The organism is Dolomitihabitans soli, assembly GCF_022213955.1.
In the GTDB taxonomy this organism is placed as follows: Bacteria; Actinomycetota; Actinomycetes; order Streptosporangiales; family Streptosporangiaceae; genus Streptosporangium_A; species Streptosporangium_A soli.
Map to the genome: position 1 here is coordinate 55,524 of NZ_JAKNTW010000018.1, position 19,444 is coordinate 74,967.

The window sequence follows — 19,444 nt, forward strand, 5'->3', positions numbered from 1 at the left end:
AAGATCGACGGAATCCTCTCCGCCGGACCGCAGATCATCCATGTCTCACTGCCCGCCCTACTTCTTGCCCGACTTCTTGCCCGACTTACCGCCCGATGAGGAAGGGCCCGATGAGCTGCCCTGTGGGGTGCCGGGGCGGCACAACACTCCGTCGCCTATCATGTCTCTGGCATTCTGCAGGGTTAATTTGATATTGCCGCCAATATCCACCGTGCTCCCGGTTTCGCCCTTGCGGTCGGCGTTGTCAATCAGCTGGGAGAGCTTGCCCCACTCCGTTACTGCGCCACAGAAGGGAGGAAGATCTGTGCGTTTTGATTCGCTTACAAAGGGATACTGATCCCATTCGCCGGCTACCCAACACTTCAAGAAGCCATCACAGTACGCCCCGAACCGGACCATCTCCGACGTCATGTAGATCATTGCATTGAACGCCACGCCGGCATTGCTCTGATCGGGTTTCTTCCCCGCTTTGCGATTGGCCTTGTAGGCGCGGAGGTCTTTCAGGAAATTGTAGAGATCATCCAGCTTGCCGCCCATGAGCCATACGTTCATCTCACTGAATTGCTTGAACTGGCCGTGCATGATAGGGATTTGGTTGGCGTCGTTGATCCGATCCAACCCTGCAGGCATGGTTTGGAAATCGTTGTCGCCGCCGGCTGCAACATACTTTGGTCGATCGTCTCCCGGTGCGGGCACGTAGTCGGGATCGCCGATCGTCCATCCGATCAGATACAGATCACGTTTCGTGAAGTAAAATTGGATTGACCTCTCGTCCGATAACGCCATGTCAACGCGAAAAAAGCATGCGGTGTTCGTGCAAGGCTTACTGTCCTTGCAGTTCCGGCACGTATCCGGCGCGTATTCGGTGTACTTACCTCGCACCTTCTTCATCAGGTTGCGAAAGCGATCCGGGTCGGCCTCACCTCCATCGGCGAAGTCGAGCGAGTTCTCACCCTGGAGGATGTCGTTATTGGCGAGGACCATCGCGTAGCCCCTCTCGTCGATCGTTGACAGTGCTTTATCGCGCAACCATGCAATACGGGTAAGTCGCACTATCGGCGCCATCGCGTGCGGGGCACAGATTCCGGAATGGAGATACGCTGTCGACCCCGCATATCCCAAGGGAACGGCGTGCAATACCTGCGGAAGGCATCGCGCTGCTGCGCTCGCACCGCCTGCTTGAGCCGTTCAGAGGCCGCATGCCCTCGTATGGTGATACTGCCCTCGGCGACCGCGCTGCTAATGTCTGCAACCTGGTGGCACGGCTCAAAAGAATACTTTCCCCAGTTCGACCTGGTTTCCATGCCTCCGGAGCAATTTCAGCGTTTTAACTATAGGTATTTGACCTTCAAAGTGTTGAGGTCGGCCTTGTCGGCCTGCACGGTCCCCCAGTTGTGATTCCCCTGCCCCTGGTACACGTGCAGCCCTTCCGAGTAGAAGCCGATCCATCCGTCGTCGGTGCTTCTCCCCTGTACCCATGTGGTCTTCACGCCGTTGAGGTCGGCTTTGTCGGCGAACACCGTTCCCCAGTCCTGGCCGCCTGCTCGCCTCACGTTCAGTCCTTCTGTCGGGAAGGTGATCCGGCCGTCGTCAGTGTTCTTTCCCTGTACCCATTCGGTGTTCACGCCGTTGAGGTCGGCCTTGTCGGCGAACACCGTCCCCCAGTCCCCGCCGCCTGCTCGCCTCACATTCAGTCCCTCTGTCGGGAAGGTGATCCGGCCGTCGTAGGCGTTCTTTCCCTGTACCCATTCGGTGTTCACGCCGTTGAGGTCGGCCTTGTCGGCCTGCAGGGCCCCCCAAGCACCCGTGTTGTCGAGGATCTCCACACCCGCTTCGGAGAAGGTGACGCGGCTCTTCTTTCCGTCCACAGCTCCTTGGATCCAGGGCGTGCGTGTGCCGTTGGTGACGGTCATCTGGCTCAAGGTCGGGTTGTTGATCGTGATGGTGATGGTGGCGTACTGGTAGACCGGGTGGAAGCCGGTGGATTGCTGGGCTTCGGAGGTCATGGACGCCTGAAGGGTGAAGGTGGTGTCGTTGAGAATCTTGTCCCTCGGGATGGTGTAGGAGGTGGCGGGCCCTTCGTAGAGGGTCGTGCCGTCGCCGTCGTAGAGCTGGAATTCGCTGCCGTTGCTCTCCCAGGTCAGGTAGACCTCGTCGCCCGCGTTGAACTTCGTCCTCGGGACGGTCGGCCTGTCCGGGGCGCCGGCCAGGAAGTTGTGCAGGTAGAAGACGGGCTGCGCGGTGTCCCAGGTCAGTTCCTGGGGTGTCTTGCGGGTGTATTTGCCGCTGGTCGTGCCGGAGGTTTCGGTGACCGGGCAGGTGAGTTCGCTGCCGGGGGTGGCGGCGACGTTGCCGGTGATGCTGATTTTCAGCGGTGTGTCGATGAGGTCGAATCCCGGTATGGGTGGGGCCTGGAAGACGACGTGGTAGTAGTTCGTGGCCGGTTCGAGTCCGAGTTCCTGCCCGGTCTTCATTTGGGCGGAGGCGGGGCTCCATTTGCCGGTGATCGAGGATTGCGGGGGCTCGGTGAAGTACGCGCCTGCGTCGTCGGGTGCGCTGATCGGGACGGCGACGTCGATCTTGCTGCAGTAGATCTTCTGGCCGGCCGGGCTGGAGACGGTGATGTCGATGGTGTTGGCGGCAGGCTTGTCGGGGGTGCCTGCCTGGAGGGGCGCGGTGCTGGTGCTGTAGTGCAGCAGAGGGGCGTCGGGCATGCGGAATAGCCTCCTTGTGGGTAAGTCTCATCCAGGTGATCTGCTCACTACTAAAAGCCGTCAGGGCAGGCGGCGACGCGGGTGACGCATCCGAACCCGCCGTTTGTGACGCAGCGCAGAAGACCACTCCCCTAGATCCAAACGGCAGTATTGGAGCGTGACAAGAGCAATCAAGAAGCCATAACGGGGCGATATGGCAATGTTCTCAGTGTCTTGACAAGCATTCAGGTCATGCGTCACCGGCCGCTGGAACGGCGGAGGCGCCGCTCTCTCAGACGAGAGCGACGCCTCAGGCTCGGGTCCGTCTACTGGCGACGGTTCGGCACCGCATCGCCCGGGTACGCGATCACGCGGGTGGAATGGCTCGCCGCCGGGGCGGTGCGCGGCGCCGGCGGGACGGCGAACTGACGGCCGGGGAGCCCGGCCCGGGAAGGACGGCCGGGTGGGACCGGCCTTCCCCGTGCGGTTTCCGCCCGGCTCAGGCCCAGAGGAACCAGCGCCCCTGGGAGCCGCCGTAGCTCTCGTAGACGCACCGGTAGGAGGTCCACCAGCCCCACTGGATGCCCAGGTTCCCGCCGTTGTGGCAGTCGGCCTCCATGTAGTAGACGTACCGGATGCTCTCGGCCTGTGCGGGTGCGGCGGTCATCGTCAGAACCACGCCAGTGGTCAGAGCGGCGGAGACGAGTAGAGCCCGTAACTTGCGCATCCAATTCCTCCCGGTGGGACACCCGCACGAGTGACGTATGGGGAACGTACGGGGACGCTGTCGCGAAGAGACCCGCGGATCGCTGCTGTGTGAGCGGTGCCCGCACTATCGCATCCGTGACCCGCGACGAACAGGCCGCGGCCCTCCCGCGGCGCGGGAAGCAGGCGCGACCACGAGCGATGGGCGGGAAAGCGGGTGACGAAGGTGAAACGTTCATGGCGGCCGGGACCACCTCGCTGATCATGTCGGGGACGTTCCTGGCGACGCCCCTCGTCCCCGGCCCCCATGGTGGCCGGCGGTGCTGCCGCCATCAACGATGGCCGCCGGCGCCCCCGAGTGAGGCCTCGGCCCGACCGGCCCGGTGCTTCAGGGCAGGAAACGGCCGGCGGTGAGGATCTGGCCGCCGATCGCGATGAGCCACGTGTACGGCAGGGCGCGCGGCATCAGCCGTTCCGCGCTGACCCCCGCGTAGCCGGCGCTCCACACGGTCTGGGTGCTGGTGGGATCCGACACGGCCAGAACCTGGTTGCAGGACGCCATTACTACGGAGCGTCGTCAATCGATTGCTTGCCAGATTCGCTAGTTGTACACTGCGTATATATCTTGAGTGTATATTCACCTAGCATGATCGAATCCCCGAACCGGATCCCGCCGGGCGATGGCCGCGGCGAGCTGCGCAAACCTCGGAGGCGTGGACGGCTGGCCACCATCACCGGACTCGTCGCCATCTTGGCCACCACCGGACTCGTCCAGGCCCCGCCGGCCGCCGCGTCCCAGACGGCTACGCCGTACCTGCCCAAACCGACCGGCTCCCAGTCGGTCGGCATCACATCCCTGTACATGAAGGACACCTCGCGCCCCGACCCCTGGGTCCCCGCCGTCAAGTACCGCGAACTCATGGTCTCGCTGTGGTACCCGGCCAAATCGCCAGGCCGCAAGCGGGCGCAGTACATGACGGCGAAGGAGTCCGAGCTGCTCCTGAAGGACGGAGAGATCACCAGCATCCCCTACGACACGCTGAGCAAGACCCGCACCAACGCCTTCACCGACGCCCGTCCCACCGGGCGTAAGCACAGCCTGCCCCTCGTGGTGCTCTCCCCCGGGCACAGCAAGCCCCGCAGCGAGCTCACGGGCCTCGCCGAGGAACTGGCGAGCCGCGGATATGTGGTGGCCGCCATCGACCACACCTACGAGAACGTCGCCACGACCTTCCCCGACGGACGGGTCACCACCTGTGTCACATGCGAGATCTCCAAGGAGAAGGGCTGGTGGGGGAAGCTGGAGAAGAGCCGGGCCGCCGACGTGTCCTTCGTGCTCGACCAGCTGACCGGCGCACACCCGAAGTGGAGAAGCGCCGGCCTGATCGATACGTCGAAGATCGCCATGGCCGGTCAATCGGCCGGCGGCGCGAGCACCGTCACGGCCATGCTGGAGGACTCTCGGCTGCGCGCCGGTATCGATATGGACGGAACCGTGGAGAGCACGATCCCCGCATCGGGGTTGTCCCGGCCGTTCCTCTTCCTGGGCAAGCCCGCGACCTACACGCCGGGCAAGGGCGAGCCTGCTGCCTCGTGGGAGCGCGTCTGGACGGGGCTGACCGGCTGGAAGCGCTGGCTGCTGATGACCGGAGCCGTGCACGTGTCCTTCACCGACCTGGGGGTGCTGGTCGACCAGCTCGGCATCGAGGACGGCTCCGACATCGGCGGCGCCCGCGCCATGGCCATCACCCGCAGGTACGTCACGGCCTTCTTCGACCAGCACCTGCGCGACAAGCCTCAGTCTCTGCTGAGCAAGCCTTCGGCGAGCTACACCGAGATCACGTTCTGCCGGCCGCAGACGAAGACCTGCGCTTGACGCGCTAGATCCCGGCCGCGAGCGCCACGGCGAAGGCAATCGCGGTCACGCGCAGGGTCGCCGACAGCGCCGGCACGTACATCGCCGGAAGTTGCGACAGCAACCGGTCGCGGAACCACGGCCGAGGCATGAACGGGCTGTCAGCTGCTCACGCGCCGCCGGGAGTTCGGCCTCCAGCTCGCAACGCCGGGCGCGGCCCGTACGGACCACGCCCGGCATCAATCGGATCTTGATCTTCTATGGAAACGCTCCCGCGTTTGAGGGCGGATCAGTGCACCAACCTTCAGGCGTGAGCGCGGGCGGCGGGCGAGCCCGTACGGCTAGCGTCCCGTGGACTGGTTGGTGGTGGGCTGGTCGCTGTCGCGGTGTTCGCCCCAGCCGTGCCAGCGGTCGACGGTGATCCAGGCGCTGAAGCGGGTGCGTTCGCGGGTCGGGTACGGGCTGCCGGTGTAGTGCCGGGCGATCCGGTCGATGTCGGCCAGGCCCTGGTCCTCGTACAGCTCCGAGACGTGCCCGATGAGCGTGACGTGGGTGTACCAGTCCGGGGTGTCGAGCACGGTGAGCGAGACCCGCTCGTCCCGGCGCAGGTGCCGCAGCCGTACGCGGGCCTCGTCCATGTTGACCAGCGCGCGGCCGTCCTCCCAGAGGTACCAGGTCGGCGTGGTCACCGGCGCACCATCGGAGCGCAACGTGGCTATCACACACAGGTTGGGCCGGACCAGCATCTCCTGCGCCTCGGGCGGCAGTGGTGGCTTGGACATACCCCCATTGTCGATCACAAGCCACCGGGTTCGGCGGCGCTCGCAACGGTCAGCGTGTCGTGAGCCGGATCACCGGGTACCGCCGCTCTCGTCCGCGAACTGCTGCCCGAGGGCATTCTGGCGAGTAGCAGCCGGTCGCTTGCGGCCACCGAGCTCCGTGGCCGCTCGATCCTGGTCGCCGTCGACCTCGACGTCTCCTACGGCATCAGTGGTGGGGCGCAATGGAACGAATGTATGGTGGCCGCTTGATCGGTGTTGAGCATCCGCTTTCGGCGGGGAGTCATCCCCAACGTCGTGTCCGGGCTGGACTGCCGGGTGGCTCATCCGGTCACCGAGACGGTCCGGACCCTGACGGGCGCTCCACCGCGAAGTACTCGACTGTGGTGTGAGTGAGGATTGATACCAGATGCCGTCAAGTGCGGCTCCAGCCGCCCGAGCCGGAAAGGCCGTGTCAGTGAGTCTTGAGACCAGGGTGTCCGGCTGGTGAGAAGATCGGGATGCTTCGAAACAGCAAACGCAGTACTCGCAAGATTGCCGGGACCGCTGCACGCCCTTGCGCTGAAGCACCGTGAGCTGCTGAAGTTCGCGGTGGTGGGTGGAACAGCGTTCCTGGTGGACAACACGGTGTTCTATGGGTTGAAGCTGACCATTCTGGAACCGAAGCCGGTGACCGCGAAGGTCATCGCGGTGCTCGTGGCGACGATCGTGTCCTATGTGCTGAACCGTGAATGGTCGTTCCGGACCAGGGGCGGTCGCGAGCGCCATCACGAGGCGGCGCTGTTCTTCCTGGTCAGTGGCGTCGGTCTGGTGCTCAGCTCCGTGCCGCTATGGATCTCCCGGTACGTGTTCCTGCTGGAGACCCCGGACGTGAGCCTGGTCACCCAGGAGATCGCCGACTTCATGAGCGCGCAGGTCATCGGCACGCTGATCGCCATGGTCTTCCGTTTCTGGGCGTTCCGGAAGTGGGTCTTCCCCGACGAGGAGGCCCACCCCGGCCGCGTACGGCTAGCTCCAGTTCCCAAGCCCAAGCCCAAGGACGAGGCGGCCTGATCCAACCCTCCACCCGCCGGGTAGCCGCGGTGCATTGCTTATCGGGAAGCCTGCGCCGAGGGCCGCCCGGTCAGGGGACGCGCCCGACGGCGCAGAGGAACCCGGCTCCCGCCGGCCCGTCGATCGACAGCTCCGCAGGGCCATCGGCGCGCCAGGCGGTCGTCTCCACCAAGCCCGGCTTCAACAACTCCAGGCCCTCGAAGAAGGCGGCGATCTGCTCGCGCGAGCGTGGCGCCAGGCCCCCCGACGTGGTCCCCTTGTAGATCGCGCGGCCCTTGCCGACGTCCTCACTGCCGAGCACGCCCGCCGTCACGTGGGAGAGGATCAGATGGCTTCCGGAGGGCAGGGCTTCGCGGATGTCACGGGCGATGCCGAAGGCCTCGTCGTCGTCGGCGATGAAGTGCAGCACGGAGACCAGGAGCACAGCCAAAGGACGCCGCAGGTCGAGGTGTCGCGTGACCTCCGGGTCATCGAGGATGGCCTTGGAATCACGCATGTCGCCATTCACCACGATGGTGTCCGGGGTCGTCGCCAGCAGGGCACGGGCGTGCGTGAGCACGATCGGATCGTTGTCGACGTAGACCACCCGGGAATCCGGAGCGGCGCGCCGCGCCACCTGGTGGACGTTTTCCTGGGTCGGCAGGCCGGTGCCGATGTCAAGGAACTGGCGGATCCCAAGCTCGGCGACCGCGCGTACGGCGCGCCCAAGAAACGCCCGGTTGTCTCGCGCGATCTCCTTCCCGTTGGGCGAGATCTCCAGGATTCGCGCGGCGGCCTCGCGGTCAGAGGCGAAGTTGTCCTTGCCGCCGAGCAAGTAGTCATACATCCGGGCGACGCTCGGCACCGTGGGATCAATCCCTGCTGGGGCTCGTTCCTGCTCAGTCACGCCTACTCCTAGCCTTGCACAGACGATCTCACCCACCTTACCGATCATCTCGTCATGATCTCTTCCGAAGGCCGGGTCCGTCGACGGCCCGCATCTTCGCCGCCGCGTTCTTGATCGCCTCCCGGATCCGGAAGTAGGTGCCGCAGCGGCAGACGTTCTCGATCGCGTCGATCTGGGCGTCAGTGGGGTTCCTGGTCTCCCGCAGCAGCGCCACGGCGGCCATGATCTGGCCTGGCTGGCAGTAGCCGCACTGCGCGACGTCCTGCTCAAGCCACGCCTCTTGCACCGGGTGCAGCCTGTCGCCCTCGGCCAGGCCCTCGATCGTGGTGACCTCCCTGCCCTGGGCCTCGGACACCGGGACAACGCACGGGTTGATCGCCTTTCCGTCGAGGTGGCTGGTGCACGCCTTGCAGACATCGATGCCGCAGCCGTACTTAGGGCCGGTCACGCCGAGCCGATCACGCAGCACCCACAGCAGTGGCAGATCGGCGGGCGCGTTGACAGTGACGGTCCTCCCATTCACCGAAAAGGTGTAGCGGGGCATCTCGTGGCTCCTCAACGAGGGAAGGGGGTGAAGTCGACGTCGAAGTTGATCGGGAAGCTGCGCGGCCTGATGCCGGTGGCCCGCGCGTAGGCGTTGGCGATGGCGCCGACCGCTGCGGGCAAGCCGAGCTCGCCCGCGCCGCCCGGCTCGCCGTTGGCGGGCATGATGAAGATCTGCACGTCGGTCGGCGAATCCTTCTGCCGCGCGTAGTGGAACTGCGAGTAGCTGCCTTCCAGCGGCAGGCCCCTGTCGATGTGCAGGCCCGCGCGCAGGGTGGTGGAGATCGCGTCGGTCAGACCGCCGAGCAGCTGCGCCTCCACCCCGCGCGGGTTGATCGGGCGGCCGACGTCGGCGGCGATGACGGCTTTGACCACCCTCGGCTTCCTCGGATTCCGCGCGTCGATCTCGACCAAGCAGGCGGTGCAGGACTTGTACTCGTCGTGGAACCCCACGCCCTGGGCGAAGCCCTCCGGCATGTCGCGGCCCCAGTTCCCCTCCTCCGCCACCTTGTCGAGCACCGCGCGCTGCCGGGCGGTCTTGAGGGACTCACGGCGGAACGCGACGGGATCCTTGCGCATCTTCTTCGCCAGCTCGTCGACGACGATCTCATCGGCGCCGCGGGTGTTGGCCGACCACACCGACCGCCAACTCGCGGTGTGCATTTTCAGCGGCACCTCTTTGAGTAGCCCCGTGACGACGCCGAAGCGGTAGGGGACCTTGACGCTCAAATGAAAGACCACCTGCGCGAAACTCATGTTGCCGACTACCGGGAGCCTGGTCGCGACGGCGGTGAGCATCTCGCCGACACCGTGGCGGAAATCCGTCTCCACGGCGGCCACCCTGTGCTCGTAGGTCAGGACCTTGCCGCCCGCGTAGGTAGCGCGGATCTTGTGGTGGCTCGCCGGACGCGTACGGCCGTGCCGCATGTCGTCGATCCGCGACCACATCAGCTTCACCGGTCTGCCCATCGCCTTGGAAATCCGCGCCGCCTCGATCGCGGCGTCGGGGAACAGCTTGCGGCCGAACGAGCCACCGCTCTGCGCCACATGCACGGTGACCTGTCGCTGCGGCAGGCCGAGCGCTGCGGCGATCTCCTGCTGCGCGAGGATCGGCGACTTCAGCCCGGCCCAGATCTCGGCCCGGTCCTTCCGTACGTCGGCGATCGCGCAGTTGGTCTCCAGCGGTGCGTGGCTGACGAACGCGAAGTCGAACTCCGCCTCAACGTAGCCGGTCAACCGCGGCACCACAGGCGGCAGTACGGCGGCGCGCAAGCGCTTGCGGATCCCCGCGTCAGACAGGGAGTCGACGGTCCCGGCGCCCCAGGTGACGTCGAGCGCCTCGACGGCGTCCCTCACCTGACCGAACGTCTCGCCCATGACCGCGACACCGGTCGGGATGACGGCGAGGTCGATCACGCCGGGCATGTCCCGGACGGCAGCCTCGTTCTTCATCGACCGCACCGTGCCGTTGATCGTCGGCGGGCGCCGCACCATCGTCGGCTTGGCACCCGGCACATCAAGGTCGAGCGCGTACCGCATCTGGCCCGTGACCATGGCGCGAGCGTCCACGCGCGAGGTCGCGGTGCCCACCAGCTTGTGCTCGGCCTCCGGCTTGGGCTTGGCGGTGATACGGGACAGGGGAAGTTTCGCCGCGCGGGTCGTGAGGGAGCCGTAGGTCGCCTTGCGCCCGTCCGGCGCGACCACCATGCCGCCACGGGTGACCAGCCGGACGGACGGCACGTCCCACAACTCGCCCGCCGCGGCGACCAGGCGCGCCCGCGCGGCGGCGGCCGCCTTGCGCACCGGATCGTAGAGCGATCGGACCGAGTTGGAACCACCGGTGAGCTGGTTCAGCACCAGCTCGGGCCGCGCGGCGGCGAGCTCGACGCGCACCTTACGCAGCGGGAGGTCCAGCTCCTCGGCGACCAGCATCGCCACCGCCGTGGTGATGCCCTGACCGACTTCGGCACGGGGCAACTCAGCGCGGACCTCGCCGTTCTCGGTCACCTCCAAGACCATCATCAGGTGCGCGGTCGGGGTTCCGGCAAGGATGAGTGCGTCGCCGGCGTCCACGATGTCTGCGGGTTGCGGTGCGCTAGAGCTGGCGTCCGCCGGGGCTATCGTCTCCGCGCTGAGCGCGAGCGTCAGGGTAGGGGCGGCGACCAGGACCATCAGAAAGCGGCGCCGGTCGACCGCGCCGTCCTCGTGCCGGGCCGAGTTCGGGGTCGGGCTGCTCATCGGATCCCTTCTTAGAGATCGGATACGTTACATCGGCACGCCACGCGCCGCCACGGATTGAAGAGAGAACGGCCACAGCGGCAATGGGATCGCCGCCTTCTTAGGCTGCGGAAACGGGGAAAATCGTCCCCGGAAGCGTCAGTCGGGACTATCTTGTGCTGTGACCGATCACCGGGTCGCGTGTAGCCGCCAGAGCCGGTTGGATGGGCAGAACATGTCCGGTCGGCCAGGACCGGCCCATCCAGCGCCAGCGCGTGGCATCGATGTTTGAGCGGCTCCCGGTGGTGCTGCACCCAATCCACGACCGCGGGCCGCGACCGTCCTTGATCATGTTCTGACTTCGTCGCGGAGCTCGATCCTGTCAAGATTGCCGGCGTACGGTGTCGTCAATGGCGTGACAGGGGAGCAGTGCTGACCATCGAGGACTGAGACGAGGTGAGCGGGATGGGTGTTGAAGGACGTATCGAGCAGGCCAGGCTCTTATACGAGCGCGCTGTATACACCGGCGATGTCGGTGTGCCGGCGGAAGCGGACCGGGAACTGGACAAGGTCGAGGCTGATCTTGCGTTGGCTCGGGGCCGGATCCTGCACGCGCGGTTTCTGGAAGGACGGCGCGAAGATCCGCTCGAGCTGGCCTTGTTCGAGCGCGCGACGCAGCTGTATCGATTGCTCGGTGATGCAACGGGCGAAGCCGAGTCGCTGTTCTGGGTGGGGTGCTTTCACCAGGTCGTACGTGGTGATGTCGGGACAGCCGTTCCCCTTCTTGAGCAGTCATACGACTTGGCCACGCAGGCCGGAGACCGGGCTACCCAGTCTGAGGCGCTTCGGCATCTGGGGATAGCGGAGCATTCCGCGGGCCGGTTGGATGCTGCGCGAGAGCTTTTGGAGAATGCGGTGCGGCTGCGCCGGGAGAGCGGGCACTTGGCCGGTGTCGCGGCCAATCAGGTCGGGCTGATCTACATCGCCGCTGCACAGAGCCGTCGTGACGACGCGCTGGCACTGGCGAGGGAGGCGTACGTCACCGCCGAGGCCTGCGGTGCGGAACGCATCATGCGCCAGGTCGAGGAAGCGCGTATCCAGATAGCGACGCCGACCGGCGATCAGGGCGAGCCCTGATCCCAGAGCGCGCCCTGAGCCGCTCAACCTTCGATGACACGAGCGCTTGTGTGCCGACCAGGCCGTAGGCCTGTGTCATGAGGCCGGTGACGCCGGCGATGGCGTGCACCAGCGGTTCGGCCTGGCGCACGCTCTGATCCATGGGCCCGCCATGGCCGAGCAGGCCGGCGCGCGGCCCCAGAACGATGCGGCTCTCATGGCGCGACACTCAGCCGTCGCGTTGGCAGGCGGTGACCATCCTGGACACGAGTGGAGCCAGGGCATCCCGCTGAAGATGGTTAGAGCGCTGGCCGAGTACTGGTGCACAGGGTATGACTGGCGAGCGGCTGAGGCGCGGTTGAATCGGTTCCCCCAGTTCATCACAGAGATCGACGGCCAGCGCATTCACTTCCCGCACGTCAGGTCCGAACGCGACGACGCGATCCCACTGTTGATCACGCATGGCCACGGGTCTCGACGTAACGCTTGCCGTACGGGTCGGGTCAGGGGAGCGGAGCGCCGCGGGCGCTGATCCACAACTCGTACCACTCGGTGTGGGTGAGGTCGGGTTCGCGCTGGACGGCGTCGGCGCAGGCGCGGATCAGTTCGGGGCGGGTACTGCCGATGATCGGCACGATTCCGACCGGATGGCGTTGCAGCCACCACAGCGCGACCGTGGCGGGTGTCGTGTTCTTGGCTTCGGCCAGCCGCGCGATGAGTTCGGCAGTGGAGTGCTCGGCGGGGGTTTGCTGGCGGCCGGTGAAACGGCCCTGAGCCAGGGCGCCCCAGGCCTGCAGGGTGATGCCGTGGGCCCGGCAGTATTCGAGTGTCCCGAGCGGGAAGCCACAGGCCGCCGCCTGCGAGGTGTTCACCAGGACACCCGCCTCGACCCAGTCGCGCCGATGCAGGCTCATCTCGATCTGGTTGAACTCCAGGGGCAGATCCAGGTGAGCCTGGAGGGCGGCGATCTGGGCGGCGCCCATGTTGGACACTCCGAAGCGCCGCACGAGGCCTTGGCGGTGCAGCGACGACAGGGCCTCGGCCACGTCTTCGGGGTCGGCCAGTGGATCGGGCCGGTGCAGGAGCAGCACATCGATCACGTCGGTGCGCAGCCGGGCGAGGCTCTCGTGGACGCGCTGTTCGATGCTCGAGCTGCGCAGATCGTACAGGCCGGGCCGATCATCCTGCGCCAGGCGGATGCCGCACTTGGTCTGCACAATGATCTTCTTGCGCAGGTCCGGCGCACGGGCCAGCACCTCTCCGAAGACCGCTTCGGACTTGCCGAGCCGGTAGATGTCGGCGTGGTCGAACTCGGTGATGCCACTGTCGAGCGCCGCGCTGATCGCCGTCTCGGCCGCGGCGATGTCGGATGCCCCATAGGGTGCGGCATCCCAGGAGCCCCCCAACCCCATGCACCCGTACAACACCCTGGCCCGCGTGACGGCTGCACTTACCACACTTGCTCTCTTTCCTGTGGGCGTGGACCGCGGTCCACGCCGGTGTGACATGCTCCCGGCATCGCACCGCGTGTTGTTGCGTTGGGGTCGGCAGGAATCAGGTGGTGCATGAAGGCAGCCTGCATCCTGGAGTGCACACCAGGTCAAATCGGCGTGTGCAGCGGTGGGCGCCAACCTGCCCTACCTTCCCCGAGCCCGCTACCGGCGGACCATTCTTGCCGCAGCACGGTGGCTTCTCCCAGCCGCCGGCCTACCCCGACGCGGCGCTTCGAGGGCCGAATGGGAGAAGGGTCTCCACGCATGGCGGACCGGTGGCAGGTGCCCGAGCCCGTTGCCCTGGTTGACGGCGATCGGCGGCAGCCGGTGGATCTCGGCCAAGGTCTTCACCGGCTCCTGCTGCGCACCCGCCTGCAGCGCGCCAGCCGACAGCCGGCCGCCGCAGTGGCGGTTGAGGAACAGCGCCGGGCTGTCGCCGCCGGTCCGGTGGGCGCGTTCGGTCTTGCAGTCCTTGACGGCCTCGCGCACGGGGGCGTCCAGCAGGGGGCTTCGCGGGAGGTCTCGCCCTTGCCGTTGCGGACGACGACCTTGCCGGCACCTGATCAGCGCTCCCGGAGCCGCACCACCCTCAGCTCGGGCGAGGACAGGATGTCGTGCTCGCAAAAGCGAGATCGTACCCATCGGCTTGCCGAGAACAGCGCAGTCTGGTCGGCGAAGTGGACCGAGTTCGGGTCGCTGGACTGCGAGTAACTGAGCAGCGTTGTCGCGTCCGGGCAGGGACCGCCGGTGAACGACACCACCTGCATGTGGCTGGATCCGCTCGCCACCTCGGGGTTGCCGCGGGCGGGATCCCAGACCGGGGTGATCATGTTTAGCACGCCCTGGAGCGAGTCCCCGCCGGGCATGGCGAGTTTGCGGCCGTTGCGCACCACATAGTGGTGCTCGCCGAGCGGCGCGTCCGGGGCGATCCCGGCCGCCCGCAGCTCGGCGATGGCGTCGCCCAGGGCGGTCCGCACCAACGGCTTGGACGTGTCCACAGTGTTCGGTGTATTGACCGGATCGGCCGGGTCGAACGGCACCCGCCAGACGTCCGGCCGGCGGCCGAGATGCTGCACGAACCGGTCGAACAGCAGCCCACCGCCGCTGCCCACGGTCATCCGGCGGTCCCAGTCGGAGAGTGCGGAGCAGGCCGGCCCGACGGGCACGGTGTCACCGGTGGAGGTCGGCGCCTGGCCGCCGGGGAAGGCCGCGCACATGGCGGCAACATCCGCGGCCGCCCGCTCGCCGACCCAACTGCGGTTGGAGAACAGCAGGTCCTGCATCGTCTCGCGGGTGAACCGGCCGCGCGCCAGCTGCTCCTCGATCTGCGTGATCCCCATGCGGGTACGCGGACTCCGCTCGGTGCCGATGTCGCCCATGATCCGCGGGTAGTCGGTGATCGGCTGGCGCGGGTTGGTCAGCCAGGCGCTGTCGTTGGAGTTCTCCACGTAGTCCGACCGGGTCAGCGCTGGCATCCGGCGCGGACCGAAGATCCCCGGCACCAGGGCGTCCGGATCGTTGCCCCAGGCGCAGTCGGCCCGGGATCCGTCCAACACGGCCACCCCGGTGCGCGGGAAGACCGTCTGCCCGAGCGGCGTGTTGCAGCGCCCTGCCAGCTCGTCGGTGATGTGTGGAACGACCTGGATGTCGGTGTACAGGGCCCGGCCGGCCTGATCGGTGGCGATCGTGTTGACCCACGGCACGCCCTGGGTCCGGGACAGCACGTCGACGATCTCCCGGGTGTCGCGCGCCTGTCCCAGCCCGAGCCAGGTGTTCAGGCCGCGCAGGTTGCCCTCGTTGGCATCGCGTATCGTGTACGCGCTGGTTGCCGTCCACGCCAACGGAAGCCCGCGGACCGGCGACATCACCGGCCCGTACCGAGTCGAGTACAGCGTCCGCTCGACGGTGGAGATCGACCCGTCGGCGTTGCGCACCTGCACCGCTACCCGCCGGCTGGTCATCCGCTCCGGCTTGCCGTCCACCAGATAGGTCGTCGGGTCCCCGGGAACCAACCGCACCTCGTAGAGGCCGAACGTAGTCACCGTCGACACGGTGTGACTCCACGCCACGTCGCGGTTGAATCCGATCTGGACCATCGGCATGCCCAGCAGGCCGGCCCCGCTGACGTCGAGCCGTCCGGGCACGGTCAGCTGGGACTGCCAGAGGCGCAGGGCGCCCTGCCAGGGGAAGTGCGGGTTTCCGAGCATGAGCCCGCGCCGGTTCGCCGTACCGGCCGAGCCGATGGCGATCGCGTTGCTGCCCATGTCCGCAGTGGCCCCGGTGGCCCCGGTGTCCAAGGCCGGGCGCACCCGGTCGGTGGCATCGGCGGGCATCCGCGGCGCGACCGTTGCCGCCGAGGCGCCCGGAGGCTGCGCCGACACGATCGCGCCGATCTTCCCGGGGATCCGGGCGTCCAGCGCCATCAGGGCGTGGAAGTGCCGGTACACGTCCATCTCCGAGATCGGCCGCACCCAGTCGGCGCCACGGCAGGCGGGATCGGAGATGTTGCGCACCCCGGTCTCGCGCAGGAACCGGTTGTACCCGGCGACGTAGCCTCGAATGAGCTCGCGCGCCTCGGTTCCCGGCCCGTACGGCGGGCCGGCGGCCAAGGCCCGGTCGATCACTCGGGAGTCGTTGATCTGTTGGTAGAACAGGTCGCCGGCGAGGTTGGAGGACGCCGGTGCTAAGACATCGCCGGGTGGCGCGTCAGGGCCGAGATAGCGAGATCGCTGCGCACCGACCGTAAGGTAGGTGCCGGCCAGCGCGCAGATGTTGTCCTTGGCCGTGGCGAACCCGAAGCCGTAGCCGAGTCCCGCGAAGTTGTCCGCCTTGATATGCGGTATGCCGTGCTCCGTGTAGCGGATGTCGGCCGCCAGTCCCCGGCCCGAAGCGTCGAGCAGCTGGTTCTCCTTGGCCGGCGTGGCGGTGGCGATGCCGGTGACCGTCGTGCAGACGGTGGCAATGACGGCGGTGACGAGAAGTAAGGAACGAATACGCACGCGTTCACCGTGGCCGGACTGTTTCCGCGCGCCGTGATCACCGTGTCATGGTTGTGCTACAGCGTCGGGCAGCGTGCCGGAGGTGGGAACGCCGGTTGGCTCACGCTCCGCCGGATGGTCCCTCGCCGACTATTCGGTCACTCCGTACGCGCAGGTCGGCCCCCGCTCGCGGGGATGGTTCGTGGGGTACGCCGAGACGCGTGGGTCGGAAACGTGGTGTCCATCGATGATGGCGCGGTGGTGCTGCTGCTCGACCTGGAGTGTTGCTCGATAGGTCCGCCCGAATGGGACCTGACCAGAAAGCTCTGCTGAGCTTTGGCTAACGGCGCGAATCTCCAGTGCGTAAGGCGGTCCTTCCCACACAGAAGGACTGCTCGTAGCCCTCGCCAGACCCAAACGTCACATAGGCCTCGCCCGGAATCGTAGGGCTGTCATTTTGACCAGGTCGAAACCCTGTGGATAACCTGGCCTCCTTGGGCGATCCATGCCCAGCGAAATCCAGGCCTCGCGACCATCCGGTCCGGGGCTTTTCGCATGTCCAGGGGGACAAGCTTCCCGGGATCGCGGCCCGCGGAAGGCCAGGAAAATCCGGCGGTCGGCGGATAAGCGGGTGCGGCGCCGCCGACGCCATCCCACCGCATCGGACGTCAGCGTTCGCCATCGCCCAAGGAGGCGCTCATGCGTGATCACAGCCACCTCGCCTCCGCTGCGTCAGTCGGCAGCAGCCTCGACCGGCACGACCACAGGACCCCTACCTGCGCACGCTGCCTGCCGGCCCGCTGCCCCGCTTCGCCGGCCGCATCCTGACCACGCTGCTGGGCGGCTACCTGGGCGACTCCGTGCCACAACGGGATATTCCCCGCTATCTCACATTGTGGCGAGCAGGCTCGCTACCCGTCGATCAACTGCTCGGCGAGACTTTCCCGCTCAACGACGTGAAAGTCGCGCTCGAACGGCCCGCCTCAGGCACCGCCGTCCGGCCGATCCTCATCCCCTGACTGTTCGACCAGGCCACGCGGCCAGCATCGAAACGTTGTCGTTGAGCCAGTTTCCGGCCCGCCCACCATGGTGCTTCTGCCCGGGGCCCCGAGTCTGGGCCAGTCGGCGCGGTGCCTGGGCGGTACGGATGCGCACCGCCACTCTGTACAAGGTGCTGGCGGTCCTGATGGTAGTCATGGCCGGCGCCCTGGTGCTCACCCACACCACCGCCCTGGGCGCGCTGGCCCTGCCCGCCCCGGCGCAGGTCGTCGTCGGCGTCGCGGCAGGGTTCGGCATCGTCGTCGTCGCCGCGATCATGGACCTGTTACCCGTTACCCGGCCGAGGCTGCGTGACGGGCCGCTAGAGCGAGGTCGGGACTCCCGAGGCGGCCAGCGCCACAGAGGCAGAGGCGAACGCGGTGATGATCGGGTGCGGCCGACTGCCGTCCCCTGCCAGCTCGGGCTGGAATAGCGTGGCCAGGAAGAATGGGTGACCGGGCAGCTCGAGCACTCGTACGGCTCCGGCACTGTCACGGCCGGTGAAGATCAGGCCACCCTCTTCCAGCACGGACAGGTAGGCGAGGTTGAGTCCGAAGCTGCAGGAGTACTTCTCCACGCTCCTGCCTGCGCCGATGATCCTCTCGATCAGCGAGCCGGGCGCCAGCAGGACTTCATCCTCATGGCCAGCGAGCGAGCACGCCAGCGGCAGCAGCAGGAAGTCATCGGCACCCGGGTCGTTCTCGGCGTGCGCGACCGGCAGGCCGAGGACGTTGCGCGCGTATTCCAGCAAGGTGTGCTGGAAGCCGCCGCAGGTGCCCAGGAACGGGATACCACGCTCGCGGGCAAATCGGGCGGCGTTCACTGCGCCTGCCTCGCTGCGATAGGGGCTGCCGGGCAGCATCCAGATGCCGTCGAACCCTTCCAAGTCCTGAGCCTCGGTTGTGGGGATCCAGTAGGCGTCCAGCGTCAACCCGTCGCGCTCGCGCAGCGCCCCGAGGATCGACGGGATGCGCACATGGGCCTGGACACTCGGGGATCTGTCGCCGATCAGGGCGACTCTTGCGATCGTCATGCCTCATCCTCACCGGAACTCCCAGGTAAGCACCAACGATGATTCTTACTGGCTTGATAAGCGATACTGATGCATCGTGGATCCACATCTGCTGCGCACGTTCGTGACCGTCGTTCACCGGGGGTCCTTCTCCGCCGCGGCTGAGGATCTCGGCTACACCCAGTCGGCGGTGTCCCAGCAGATCGCCGTGCTGGAGGCGGACCTGGGGCTGGCTCTGTTGCACCGCCGCCCGGTGACGCCCACCCCGGCGGGGGAACGCCTGCTGGAACACGCCGGTCCGCTGTTGCTACGCCATCGAGCCGCCCGCGCCGACGTCCTGCGCGCCGCCGCCGGCCCGATCGAGCGGCTGACCGTGGTGGCCTCCCCGCTGGCGTGCACTCCGGCGATCGCCCGGAGCCTGGCGCAGGAGCGGCTGGCGGTGACGCTTCGCACAGCCGGACGTGAGAACGTCGCCCAGCAGGTCGCCTCCGGCGCCGCCGACCTCGGGTTCGTCGACGGGATCGCCGCGCCCAGCGACCCGCTGCGCCTGCCGGACGTGGGACCGCTGACCGCCGTCGGCGTGGCGGAGGAGGAGTTGGTGGTGGTCCTGCCCGGCGATCACCCGTTGTCTCGCAGGCGCGGGCTCGCGCTGGCCGACCTGGCCGACGCGCTGTGGCTGCAGGCCCCTACCGCCGTGTCGGTGGAGCGGTTGCGCGAGGTGGCGGGTATGGACGGGTTCCGTGTCGGATTCCGCTACGGCGGCGAAGACATGCACACCCTCCTGAACCTCGCCGCCGCCGGACACGGCCTGACCTTGCTGCCCTCGTCGGTGGCGGCCGGAGTGCCGCTGACCGCGCCGCGCGTGGTGCACCGGGTGGAGATGCTGTACGGTCCTCTCGCGCCGGGTATGGCCCAGGCCGTCACCGAGCATCTCCGTTAGAAATCGCGCCAGGGACGGTGATCGGCCACACCGTCTTCGCGAGCAGGAGCAGGATCACTACGCCTGACGGTGCGCTCGGCCGGCGCAGAGGTGACTGGGATGAGCTGGTTTACGGGCCCTGGCGATCTTCGGCGTA

17 protein-coding genes and 1 pseudogene are annotated in these 19,444 nt (G+C 67.1%); 6 read left to right on the forward strand and 12 right to left on the reverse strand.

The features are described 5' to 3' along the window. Positions 1–57 precede the first annotated feature (57 nt). The 4 genes from MBA17_RS29105 to MBA17_RS29120 form a co-directional block, all read right to left on the reverse strand. Positions 58–984: a hypothetical protein gene (locus MBA17_RS29105; protein ID WP_238499804.1), complete on the reverse strand. Its 927-nt coding sequence runs from the start codon at positions 982–984 to the stop codon at positions 58–60. A gap of 347 nt (positions 985–1,331) precedes the next feature. After that, the gene (locus MBA17_RS29110) at positions 1,332–2,714 is read right to left on the reverse strand and encodes a hypothetical protein (protein ID WP_238499805.1); all 1,383 of its coding nucleotides are present in this window, start codon (positions 2,712–2,714) and stop codon (positions 1,332–1,334) included. Positions 2,715–3,192: 478 nt separating this feature from the next. Then, positions 3,193–3,420: a hypothetical protein gene (locus MBA17_RS29115; protein WP_238499806.1), complete on the reverse strand. Its 228-nt coding sequence runs from the start codon at positions 3,418–3,420 to the stop codon at positions 3,193–3,195. Between the two features lie 366 nt (positions 3,421–3,786). Then, complete coding sequence (locus MBA17_RS29120) at positions 3,787–3,933, reverse strand: hypothetical protein (protein WP_238499807.1); 147 nt, start codon at positions 3,931–3,933, stop codon at positions 3,787–3,789. A gap of 111 nt (positions 3,934–4,044) precedes the next feature. On the opposite strand from MBA17_RS29120, the gene MBA17_RS29125 reads away from it, so the two are divergent. Beyond that, positions 4,045–5,274 (forward strand): alpha/beta hydrolase family protein, encoded by a 1,230-nt coding sequence (locus MBA17_RS29125; RefSeq protein WP_238499808.1) that lies wholly within the window; start codon positions 4,045–4,047, stop codon positions 5,272–5,274. A 4-nt stretch (positions 5,275–5,278) separates the two neighbouring features. Here the strand turns inward: MBA17_RS29125 and MBA17_RS49725 are convergent, their stop codons facing one another. Next, on the reverse strand, positions 5,279–5,404 hold the full coding sequence (locus tag MBA17_RS49725; protein WP_274386130.1) for a hypothetical protein: 126 nt from the start codon (positions 5,402–5,404) through the stop codon (positions 5,279–5,281). Between the two features lie 190 nt (positions 5,405–5,594). Further along, positions 5,595–6,035, reverse strand: coding sequence for a PPOX class F420-dependent oxidoreductase (locus tag MBA17_RS29130; protein ID WP_238499809.1), 441 nt, complete (start codon positions 6,033–6,035; stop codon positions 5,595–5,597). A 531-nt stretch (positions 6,036–6,566) separates the two neighbouring features. On the opposite strand from MBA17_RS29130, the gene MBA17_RS29135 reads away from it, so the two are divergent. Then, the gene (locus MBA17_RS29135) at positions 6,567–7,085 is read left to right on the forward strand and encodes a GtrA family protein (RefSeq protein WP_238499810.1); all 519 of its coding nucleotides are present in this window, start codon (positions 6,567–6,569) and stop codon (positions 7,083–7,085) included. Positions 7,086–7,155: 70 nt separating this feature from the next. On the opposite strand, the gene MBA17_RS29140 is transcribed toward MBA17_RS29135, so the two are convergent. From MBA17_RS29140 to MBA17_RS29150, 3 genes are read right to left on the reverse strand one after another with little or no spacing between them, the layout of a single operon-like run. Further along, positions 7,156–8,007: an SAM-dependent methyltransferase gene (locus MBA17_RS29140; RefSeq protein ID WP_238499811.1), complete on the reverse strand. Its 852-nt coding sequence runs from the start codon at positions 8,005–8,007 to the stop codon at positions 7,156–7,158. A gap of 16 nt (positions 8,008–8,023) precedes the next feature. After that, entirely contained in the window at positions 8,024–8,515 is a 492-nt protein-coding gene (locus tag MBA17_RS29145; protein WP_238499812.1) for a (2Fe-2S)-binding protein, read from the reverse strand. An 11-nt stretch (positions 8,516–8,526) separates the two neighbouring features. Next, positions 8,527–10,752 (reverse strand): xanthine dehydrogenase family protein molybdopterin-binding subunit, encoded by a 2,226-nt coding sequence (locus MBA17_RS29150; RefSeq protein ID WP_238499813.1) that lies wholly within the window; start codon positions 10,750–10,752, stop codon positions 8,527–8,529. Between the two features lie 444 nt (positions 10,753–11,196). Between MBA17_RS29150 and MBA17_RS29155 the strand changes: the two genes are divergently transcribed. Then, complete coding sequence (locus MBA17_RS29155; protein ID WP_238499814.1) at positions 11,197–11,868, forward strand: tetratricopeptide repeat protein; 672 nt, start codon at positions 11,197–11,199, stop codon at positions 11,866–11,868. 196 nt (positions 11,869–12,064) lie between these two features. Then, positions 12,065–12,379, forward strand: coding sequence for an epoxide hydrolase N-terminal domain-containing protein (locus MBA17_RS29160; RefSeq protein WP_455432884.1), 315 nt, complete (start codon positions 12,065–12,067; stop codon positions 12,377–12,379). Here the strand turns inward: MBA17_RS29160 and MBA17_RS29165 are convergent. Continuing rightward, positions 12,351–13,304 (reverse strand): aldo/keto reductase, encoded by a 954-nt coding sequence (locus tag MBA17_RS29165; RefSeq protein WP_455432875.1) that lies wholly within the window; start codon positions 13,302–13,304, stop codon positions 12,351–12,353. The genes MBA17_RS29160 and MBA17_RS29165 overlap by 29 nt on opposite strands. Before the next feature lie 163 nt (positions 13,305–13,467). On the opposite strand from MBA17_RS29165, the pseudogene MBA17_RS50595 reads away from it, so the two are divergent. Beyond that, positions 13,468–13,569 (forward strand): annotated as a pseudogene (locus MBA17_RS50595) (lantibiotic dehydratase); the annotation flags it as partial. 334 nt (positions 13,570–13,903) lie between these two features. On the opposite strand, the gene MBA17_RS29175 reads toward MBA17_RS50595, so the two are convergent. Further along, a complete protein-coding gene (locus MBA17_RS29175; protein ID WP_238499817.1) occupies positions 13,904–16,339 on the reverse strand; it encodes a penicillin acylase family protein in 2,436 nt (811 codons plus the stop codon). A 1,339-nt stretch (positions 16,340–17,678) separates the two neighbouring features. Then, the gene (locus tag MBA17_RS29180) at positions 17,679–18,389 is read right to left on the reverse strand and encodes a CTP synthase C-terminal region-related (seleno)protein (protein WP_238499818.1); all 711 of its coding nucleotides are present in this window, start codon (positions 18,387–18,389) and stop codon (positions 17,679–17,681) included. A 76-nt stretch (positions 18,390–18,465) separates the two neighbouring features. On the opposite strand from MBA17_RS29180, the gene MBA17_RS29185 reads away from it, so the two are divergent. Beyond that, positions 18,466–19,308: a LysR family transcriptional regulator gene (locus MBA17_RS29185; protein ID WP_238499819.1), complete on the forward strand. Its 843-nt coding sequence runs from the start codon at positions 18,466–18,468 to the stop codon at positions 19,306–19,308. Positions 19,309–19,444: the final 136 nt, after the last annotated feature.

Bases quoted from the DNA above. Each gene is read 5' to 3' on its own strand.
- MBA17_RS29105 (WP_238499804.1), bottom strand. From the start codon at position 984: ATGGTCCTCGCCAATAACGACATCCTCCAGGGTGAGAACTCGCTCGAC.
- MBA17_RS29110 (WP_238499805.1), bottom strand. From the start codon at position 2,714: ATGCCCGACGCCCCTCTGCTGCACTACAGCACCAGCACCGCGCCCCTC.
- MBA17_RS29115 (WP_238499806.1), bottom strand. From the start codon at position 3,420: ATGCGCAAGTTACGGGCTCTACTCGTCTCCGCCGCTCTGACCACTGGC.
- MBA17_RS29125 (WP_238499808.1), top strand. From the start codon at position 4,045: ATGATCGAATCCCCGAACCGGATCCCGCCGGGCGATGGCCGCGGCGAG.
- MBA17_RS49725 (WP_274386130.1), bottom strand. From the start codon at position 5,404: ATGCCTCGGCCGTGGTTCCGCGACCGGTTGCTGTCGCAACTTCCGGCG.
- MBA17_RS29130 (WP_238499809.1), bottom strand. From the start codon at position 6,035: ATGTCCAAGCCACCACTGCCGCCCGAGGCGCAGGAGATGCTGGTCCGG.
- MBA17_RS29145 (WP_238499812.1), bottom strand. From the start codon at position 8,515: ATGCCCCGCTACACCTTTTCGGTGAATGGGAGGACCGTCACTGTCAAC.
- MBA17_RS29150 (WP_238499813.1), bottom strand. From the start codon at position 10,752: ATGAGCAGCCCGACCCCGAACTCGGCCCGGCACGAGGACGGCGCGGTC.
- MBA17_RS29155 (WP_238499814.1), top strand. From the start codon at position 11,197: ATGGGTGTTGAAGGACGTATCGAGCAGGCCAGGCTCTTATACGAGCGC.
- MBA17_RS29160 (WP_455432884.1), top strand. From the start codon at position 12,065: ATGGCGCGACACTCAGCCGTCGCGTTGGCAGGCGGTGACCATCCTGGA.
- MBA17_RS29180 (WP_238499818.1), bottom strand. From the start codon at position 18,389: ATGACGATCGCAAGAGTCGCCCTGATCGGCGACAGATCCCCGAGTGTC.